Source organism: Micromonospora sp. U21 (genome assembly GCF_018070045.1).
Lineage (GTDB): Bacteria > Actinomycetota > Actinomycetes > Mycobacteriales > Micromonosporaceae > Micromonospora.
On record NZ_JAGPYK010000044.1, the window covers coordinates 35,718 to 42,829 of the forward strand.

The 7,112-nt window shown below is 73.8% G+C and carries 8 protein-coding genes; 5 read left to right on the plus strand and 3 right to left on the minus strand.

Translation table 11 applies throughout. The annotated features are described in order from the left end of the window. The first annotated feature begins 69 nt into the window (after positions 1 to 69). Positions 70 to 330, plus strand: a complete 261-nt coding sequence (locus KBX63_RS32245; RefSeq protein WP_210917874.1) for a hypothetical protein — start codon at positions 70 to 72, stop codon at positions 328 to 330. Here KBX63_RS32245 and KBX63_RS32250 read toward each other — a convergent pair. Continuing rightward, a complete protein-coding gene (locus KBX63_RS32250) occupies positions 285 to 1,610 on the minus strand; it encodes a sugar MFS transporter (protein ID WP_210917876.1) in 1,326 nt (441 codons plus the stop codon). The two genes, KBX63_RS32245 and KBX63_RS32250, sit on opposite strands and share 46 nt — an antisense overlap. Before the next feature lie 158 nt (positions 1,611 to 1,768). On the opposite strand from KBX63_RS32250, the gene KBX63_RS32255 reads away from it, so the two are divergent. Then, positions 1,769 to 1,978: a hypothetical protein gene (locus tag KBX63_RS32255; RefSeq protein WP_210917879.1), complete on the plus strand. Its 210-nt coding sequence runs from the start codon at positions 1,769 to 1,771 to the stop codon at positions 1,976 to 1,978. Here the strand turns inward: KBX63_RS32255 and KBX63_RS32260 are convergent. After that, the gene (locus KBX63_RS32260; RefSeq protein WP_210917882.1) at positions 1,975 to 2,424 is read right to left on the minus strand and encodes a hypothetical protein; all 450 of its coding nucleotides are present in this window, start codon (positions 2,422 to 2,424) and stop codon (positions 1,975 to 1,977) included. The two genes, KBX63_RS32255 and KBX63_RS32260, sit on opposite strands and share 4 nt — an antisense overlap. Positions 2,425 to 2,585: 161 nt before the next feature. Between KBX63_RS32260 and KBX63_RS32265 the strand changes: the two genes are divergently transcribed. Further along, positions 2,586 to 2,939: a DUF6401 family natural product biosynthesis protein gene (locus KBX63_RS32265; protein ID WP_210917885.1), complete on the plus strand. Its 354-nt coding sequence runs from the start codon at positions 2,586 to 2,588 to the stop codon at positions 2,937 to 2,939. Between the two features lie 116 nt (positions 2,940 to 3,055). Here KBX63_RS32265 and KBX63_RS32270 read toward each other — a convergent pair whose 3' ends face one another. Then, positions 3,056 to 3,868: a hypothetical protein gene (locus KBX63_RS32270; RefSeq protein ID WP_210917888.1), complete on the minus strand. Its 813-nt coding sequence runs from the start codon at positions 3,866 to 3,868 to the stop codon at positions 3,056 to 3,058. 198 nt (positions 3,869 to 4,066) lie between these two features. On the opposite strand from KBX63_RS32270, the gene KBX63_RS32275 reads away from it, so the two are divergent. Together KBX63_RS32275 and KBX63_RS32280 are read left to right on the plus strand one after the other, a co-directional pair. Continuing rightward, the gene (locus KBX63_RS32275; RefSeq protein WP_210917890.1) at positions 4,067 to 6,211 is read left to right on the plus strand and encodes a SpoIIE family protein phosphatase; all 2,145 of its coding nucleotides are present in this window, start codon (positions 4,067 to 4,069) and stop codon (positions 6,209 to 6,211) included. Between the two features lie 63 nt (positions 6,212 to 6,274). Then, positions 6,275 to 6,952, plus strand: coding sequence for an HAD family hydrolase (locus KBX63_RS32280; protein ID WP_210917892.1), 678 nt, complete (start codon positions 6,275 to 6,277; stop codon positions 6,950 to 6,952). Positions 6,953 to 7,112: the final 160 nt, after the last annotated feature.

Consider the following 7,112-nt stretch of genomic DNA (forward strand, 5'->3'; position numbering starts at 1 on the left):
CGGCCATCGCCGTGTCTCGGGCCGGCCACCACCCGTTTGCGATCATCGCGCCCGGGTACCGCTGTAGGCATGACCGACGACAACAGGGTGTGGCGCGACGAGGAACGGATTCCGCTGGAGGAACTGGAACGCGCCGTGGCGGGCTCAAGCATCGACGGGCAGGCCGACGACGTAACCGGCAACGACGCCGGCGAGGAGGCCGCCTTCGGGCACGGACCGGCGGCAGCGGACCGCGGCGGTCAGGCCCGGGGCGCCGGCCGGGAGCCGACCGACCCGGATCGCGCCTACCGCCCGTCCACGACCGGCAGGACCGGACCGGACACCGGCTGAGCCGCCGTGCCGGCCTGACCGGTCCCGGCCGGAACGGGCGACGTGGGCTGATCCGGCCCGGCCTCGGCGGGCAGCGGCCGCTCCGGGCCGGGCCGGCGGGCGCCCAGCTCGTACAGCACGACCAGCGCCAGCGCGAGCACCACCAGGGCCGGGCCGAGCGCCTGTACCGACGTGGTGCCGATCAGCACGCCGAGCCCGGCCGGAACGAGCGCCGCCCCCACGCCGGCGGCGCCGATCTGGAGCCCGATGGCCCGGTCCGCGTGCGCCGCACCGACCCGGTCGGCGGTGGTGAGGGTGAGCAGCGGGAACACCGGCGCGGCGGCGAACCCGACCACGACCAGACCGAGCACGGCCACGGCGGCCGACCCGGGTACGGCGATCAGCACCGCGCCGAAGGCCATCCCGGCCAGGCTGCCGCGCAGCACCAGCCGGGCCCCCAGCCGCTCGGCCACCACGCCCTGCACCACCCGGCCGACGAAGAGGCTGCCCCAGTAGGCGGAGACGCAGCCACCGGCCACCGCGGCGCTCAGCCCGCGTCCCTCGGTCAGCAGCAGGAACGCCCACAGCCCGGCGGACACCTCGATGGCCACGTACAGCGCGAAGGCGAGCGCCCCCGACCAGACCGCGGGCAGCCGCAGCGTGGCCCGGATCGAAACCTGTGCCGCCGGCGGGGCGGGCGACGTCGCGACGGCGGCGCCCGACTCGGCGGGGTCACGGCGCCGCCAGGCCCGTACGGTGAGCGCGAACGCGGTGGCGAGGGCGAGCTGGGCGGCGGCCACGATGCCGTACCCCCACCGCCAGGCCAGCCCAGCGCTCAGCGCCGCGGTCATGATCAGCGGGCCGATCGCCACACCCAGCCCGAAGAAGGCGTGCATCCAGTTCATGTGCCGCGGACCGAAGGCCCCCGCGGCGTACGCGTTGAGCCCGGAGTCGATCGCGCCGGAGCCCAGCCCGAGCAGCAGCGCGCAGCCCACCAGCACGACCAGCCCGGGGCTGGCGGCGTACCCGGTCAGCGCCAGGCTGGCCAGCAGGGTGCTGCCGGCGAGCAGCGCGCCCACCCCGACCCGGGCCAGGGTGAACCCGGCCAGCACGCTGGAGGTGAGGTAGCCGACCGTGCCCGCGGTGAGCAGCAGCCCGACGGCCTCGGTCGGTACGCCGAAGTCGGCACTGATCGAGGGCCAGCCGACACCGAGCAGGCCGTCGGGCAGGCCGAGACTCACGAAGGCGAGATAGGCCAGCAGGAGCAGCGAGGCGCGGGGCGGCGCGGGCGTGGTGGGCACGGAACACCATCCTGCCGCAGCGGCACCCTACCGCCAGCTCCGGGCGGTCGCTCGCGGCGGCAAGAAGTGCTGTCCGGACGGTCGAGAAAACGGACAGCTCATCCAGAATCGACCGATCGGAGGACGGCAGACCGACCAGTTCGCGTAAGAATTTCGGGATGCATCAAGGCTCCGGAATCCTCTCCCCGCGACAGCGCCGGCTCGCCTGGCTCGGCTTCCTGCTCGCCGCGCTGCAGGCGCCCGTCTCCGCCTGGCTCGTCTCGGACGAGTCCTGGCTGTTCAGCCTCTGCGTCGCGCTGATGGTGGCCACCGTGATCATGGCCGACGACGCGGCCCGGCGACGGCCGGCGGACGCGGCCCGCGACTAGCCTTCGCCGCCCGGCCGGGCCTCGTGCCCCGGCTGGCCCCGGCTGCGGCGTCGCTCCTTCATCTCCGCCTCGTAGAGGTGGCGCCGCCCGCCCACCAGCTCCTCGCGGGCCTGCCGGTCCAGCTCCCGGAACAGCGCGTGGTAGCCGTCGTCGAAGTCCTCGACGATCTGGAACGTCCACCGTCCGGCGATGACGTTACGGCCCAGCAGTTCGGTGTCGATCCGGTCGGCGAGCTGCGGATGCCCGGCGGCGCGGAACTGCTTCACCGCGTCGTCGAGCATCAGGTCGGCGTGCCCGATCAGCTGGTGCAGCGAGTACAGGTGCCCCCGGGCGCGCTCGACGCACTCCAGCGCCTCGCTGAGCTTGCCGAGCGCGGCGACCGTCGCGTCGCTCACCCCGGCCGGGCGGCGGTGCTGCTCGTCCGGTCCATCCGCCTGCTGTCCCATCCGTTCCTCCGTGCTCTGTGCCGCCCTGTGCCGTGATTCTCCTGCTGCCCCGTCTGTGCCGGATCAACCCTCGCGGTCAGCCCGGCTCGGCCGGTGGCGCAGCCGACACCCGCCGAGCGGCCGAGGTCGACCCGGTCACCGGTCGGTTAGCCTCGGTCACCATGCGTGTGCCGTTCAACCGGGTCGCCCCCCGTACCGCCGTCGACTCGGCGCGGTCCACCCTGGCCGCTCTCACCGTCTCCGTGGGCACCGCCGGGCTCGCCGCCGCCGCGGCGCGACCCGGCCTGCTGGCCCTGGTCGACCAGCACGCGGCCGCCGTGCGCGACAGCCTCGACGGGGACCGCCGCCCGCTGACCGCCGCGACGCTCGCCGGCTACGCCGAGGGGGTCCGCGCGGCCGCCGTCGAGCACGGGTGGGTGCCGCCGAGCGGCCCGGTGGACTGGAGCGAGCCGGATTGGCTGCTCACCCGGCTGGTCGCGGTCTGCGCGCTGGCTCGCGCGCTGGACCGGACCTGACCATCTGCCGAACGGTCGGACCGCCGCGGCCGGCCAGCGACCGGTAGCGCGCGGGGAGGGCGTCCGCGCCACACGCGGAACACCCTCCCCCACCGACTGTTCGCCGTTCCGCCCCGCTACGGGCGGTACTGCGTCGCCTGCTCCTCGACCTGCGGCATGGCCTGGGTGCGGTCGCCCCCACGGTCGGCCATCTGCCGCTCCACGTCGCCGCGACCGGCCGTGGTCGCCCGCCGGTTCTCCTGCACCGCCCGGGCTTCCTCGGCCGCCCGGTCCAGCCAGCGGTCCCACCGGTTCTGCATGGGCTTCACCAGACCGCCACCGACACCGATGATCAGGATGCCGGCCACCGTGGCGAGCACCGCGATCAGCACCGGCGTGGTCACCGTGGTGGCGATACCCACCTGGTTCAGCGCTGCGATCACGCCGAGCGCGATGATGAAGATCGCCGTCAGGTCGGCCAGGACCTTGCCGTACGAGAGACCGCCCAGCGCCCCGGAGACCAGATCCCGGACGGCGTTCGCGATCGCGGCCGCCACCACCACGATGATGATCGCCACGAACGCGCGCGGCAGCCAGGCCACCACGCCGCTGATCAGGTCACTGATCGCGTTGGGCCCCCAGATGCCGAACGCGAACTGCAGCGTGAACAGCAGTACCGCGTAGTACGCGAGTCTGGCCAGGATCCCGCTGGCGTCGTACTTAGTTCTCTCCAACGCACGTTTGATGCCTCCGCGTTCGACCGCCTGGTCGAAGTGCACCCGTTCGAGTGCCGCGTCCACGATCTTCAGGACCGCTCTGGCGATGAGCCAGCCGACCACGAGGATCACGATGAAGGCCACGGCCTTCGGGATGAAGAGCAGCACCGACCTCCAGGTGTCGGCGATGGCGTCACCGATGTCGGCCTGCCGGACCGCGAGGGTTTTCAGCATGATGTCCCTCCTGTCGCATGGACTGCGCCGGGCGCATACCCGGCCACCGCTGCGACAGTCCGCGCGGCTCGCCACGTTTTTTCCGACAAGTCGCCGAACAGGGGCCCTGAACTGCCCGAACAGCCACCGCGGCGGGGCTCGCGACGACCCGCGGCCATGATCGGATGCGGCTGTCCGGCGGCCGGCTAGGCTGCGAACATGCCAGGAACGGTCGGGCGAGTCCCCACGCCAGCAACCCCGCTCCCGGGCGCATCCAGCGCATCCACCGGACCGGGCGCTGGCGCCGTGCTCGCCCATGACTGGGCCGGCACCTCGCTCGGTCCGCCCGAGGGGTGGGACCCCGCGATCCGGGCCGTGGTCGATCTGATCCTCGCCTCCCCGATGCCGATGGCGCTGGCGTACGGCGACGACCTCGTCCTGCTCTACAACGACGGCTACGCCGACCTGCTGGGCAGCAAGCACCCGACGGCCCTCGGCCGCCCGTCCGCCGAGGTGTACGCCGAGATCTGGACCCTGCCCGCCGTCGGCGAGGTGATCGAGCGCGCCTACCGGCAGGGCGTGCCGTTCCTGGAGACGGAGAGCACGCTCCCGATGGTGCGCGGCCGCTCCGGCGTCGCCGAGCAGGCCGTCTTCACCCGGAGCCACTCCCCGGTCCGGGACAGCGCCGGGCAGATCGTCGGGATGCTGACGGTCGCCGCCGAAACCACCCACGTCACCGAGCAGTTGCAGAGCCTCAGCGAGGTCGCCGCCGCGCTCGCCGGCACCCTCACGCTCGACGACGTGGCCCGGGTGGCGCTGCGGTACGCGATCACCACCTTCGACGCCGACCAGGTCGCGTTCGCGGTCGACGAGGGCGGTGGCGGATGGCGGATGGTGCGCCGGGTGCGCGGTGAGTTGATGGACGAGGCCGACGAGCGCCTGCCGCCGCTCTGGCGGCGCGTCCCGGCGGACTGGTCGGCCCCGGTGGTGGACGCGGCCCGCTCCGGCGGGCCGTCGTTCATGCGGGACGGGCAGCCGCTGCGGGAGACCGCGGTGGACCGCCACGACCAGAAGATCCGCTCGCTGGCCGCGCTGCCGCTGGGCACCTCGGTGGTCCGCGGCGGGCTGGCCGTCGGCTACCAGGTTCCGCACACCTGGTCGGCCGCCGAGCGGGCGCTGCTGGCCGCCTCGGCCGAGCTGATCGGGCAGGCGGCGGAGCGGGCCCGCCGGTTCGAGACCCAGCACGGCACCGCCCAGCTGCTGCAACGCAGCATGCTGCCGGAGAACCTGCCGGACCTGCCCCGGCTGCGGATCGCGGCCCGCTACGACCCGGGGGTGGACGGCAACGCGGCCGGCGGGGATTTCTACGACGCGTTCCTGCTGCCCACCGGCGGGCTCGGCGTCGTGCTGGGCGACGTCGCCGGACACGACGTACAGGCCGCCGCACGGATGGGACAGGTCCGCGCGGCGCTGCGCGCGCTGGCCCTGGCCGACCCGGCCCCGGACGCGGTGCTGGCCGGGCTGGACCGGCTGGTGACCAGCCTGGGCGCGGAGGCCGGCACGCACGAACTGTTCGTCACCGTGGTGTTCGGGGTCATCGACGCCGACCGGCGCGAGTTCATCCTGGCCAGCGCCGGGCACCCGGCGCCGTTGATCCGCCGCTGCGCCCCGGACGGTCGCTCACACTCCGAGTACCTGACGATGCCGGTCGGCCCCCCGCTGGGGCTCGGTGGCCGGCCGGCCACCACCACCGTCGCGTTCCGCCCCGGCGACACCCTGCTGCTGTTCAGCGACGGCGTGGTGGAGCGCCGCAGGCAGAGCCTCACCGTCGGGCTGGACGCGCTCGGCGACGCGGTCGCCAAGGCCGGCAGCAGTGACCCCCGGGCGCTCTGCGCGGTGGCCACCGCCGCGGTGCCCGGCGGCACCGAGGACGACGTGGCCGTGCTGGCGGTCGAGCACGCGCTCATGCCGAGCCGCTCGGCGAGCATGGAGGTGCCGGCGGAGCCGACCGCCCCCGGCCGGGTCCGGCACTGGATGAGCGGCCAGCTCACCGAGTGGCAGGTGCCCGAGGCGGTGATCGGCGCGGCGGTGCTGTGCACCAGCGAGCTGACCACCAACGCGTTGCTGCACGCCGGCACCGCCGCCCGGGTGGAGATCGACCTCAGCCCCGAACGGTTACTGGTCTCGGTCGCCGATTCGGGCACCCGGGGGACCGTGACCCGGGCCCGCACCGACACGTTGAGCAGTCGCGGTCGGGGGCTCGGCCTGATCGAGCAGCTCAGTGACGCCTGGGGCACCGACCCGACGGTCCGCGGCTCCACGGTCTGGTTCGAGATCCTCATTCCGTCGGCCGAGCGCCGCTGAAACCGGCCGTGCACGCCGGGCCTGGATGGGTCAGCCGGCCACTGATCGGGTAGGAGGGACCCCATGCGCACCGACCGACCCGCCGGGGTCCTCTTCGACGTCGACGGCACCCTCGTCGACACCACGTACCTGCACACCGTGAGCTGGTGGGAGGCGCTGCGCCAGTCCGACCAGCCGGTGCCGATGGCGACCGTGCACCGGTCGATCGGGATGGGCTCGGACAAGCTCCTGGAACACCTGCTCGGCCCGGAACGGGACCGTGACGCGGACGCGAAGCTGCGCGACGCGCACGACACCCTGTACGCCGAGTACTGGGAACGGCTCACGCCGCTGCCCGGGGCGGCGGCCCTGTTGCGCGCCTGCGCCGAGCGGGGGCTGCGGGTGGTGCTCGCCACCTCCGCCTCCGAACACGAGGTCGGCGCACTGCGCCACGCGCTGGACGCCGACGACGTGGTCGACACGGTCACCTCGTCGGCGGACGCCCAGCAGAGCAAGCCGGCCCCGGACATCCTGGTCGCCGCGCTCGATCAGTCCGGGTTGGCCGCCGAGCGGGTGGTCTTCGTCGGCGACTCCGTCTGGGACGTCGCGGCGGCCGGCAAGCTGGACATCCCGTGCGTCGGGCTGACCTGCGGCGGCACCAGCCGGGGTGAGCTGGCCGGCGCCGGCGCGGTGGCGGTGTACGACGACCCGGCCGCGCTGCTGGCCACACTGGACGATTCGCCGGTCACCCGTCCACGCTGAGGCATCCTCCCCATCGCCGTGGCGCCGAGGCTTAGAGGGCGCGCAAATAGGTCAGCGGGGATGAGCCGGGTAGGAGGCGGGCACAGGCATCAGTGATCATGAAGGTTCCTACGCCTAGTGATCACTGGAACGCCTGTGCCCGCTGTCCCATCATGGCTGA

Excerpts from the sequence above, each read along its gene's own strand:
- KBX63_RS32245 (WP_210917874.1), top strand. The coding sequence starts at position 70 with ATGACCGACGACAACAGGGTGTGGCGCGACGAGGAACGGATTCCGCTG.
- KBX63_RS32255 (WP_210917879.1), top strand. The coding sequence starts at position 1,769 with ATGCATCAAGGCTCCGGAATCCTCTCCCCGCGACAGCGCCGGCTCGCC.
- KBX63_RS32260 (WP_210917882.1), bottom strand. The coding sequence starts at position 2,424 with ATGGGACAGCAGGCGGATGGACCGGACGAGCAGCACCGCCGCCCGGCC.
- KBX63_RS32265 (WP_210917885.1), top strand. The coding sequence starts at position 2,586 with ATGCGTGTGCCGTTCAACCGGGTCGCCCCCCGTACCGCCGTCGACTCG.
- KBX63_RS32270 (WP_210917888.1), bottom strand. The coding sequence starts at position 3,868 with ATGCTGAAAACCCTCGCGGTCCGGCAGGCCGACATCGGTGACGCCATC.
- KBX63_RS32275 (WP_210917890.1), top strand. The coding sequence starts at position 4,067 with ATGCCAGGAACGGTCGGGCGAGTCCCCACGCCAGCAACCCCGCTCCCG.
- KBX63_RS32280 (WP_210917892.1), top strand. The coding sequence starts at position 6,275 with ATGCGCACCGACCGACCCGCCGGGGTCCTCTTCGACGTCGACGGCACC.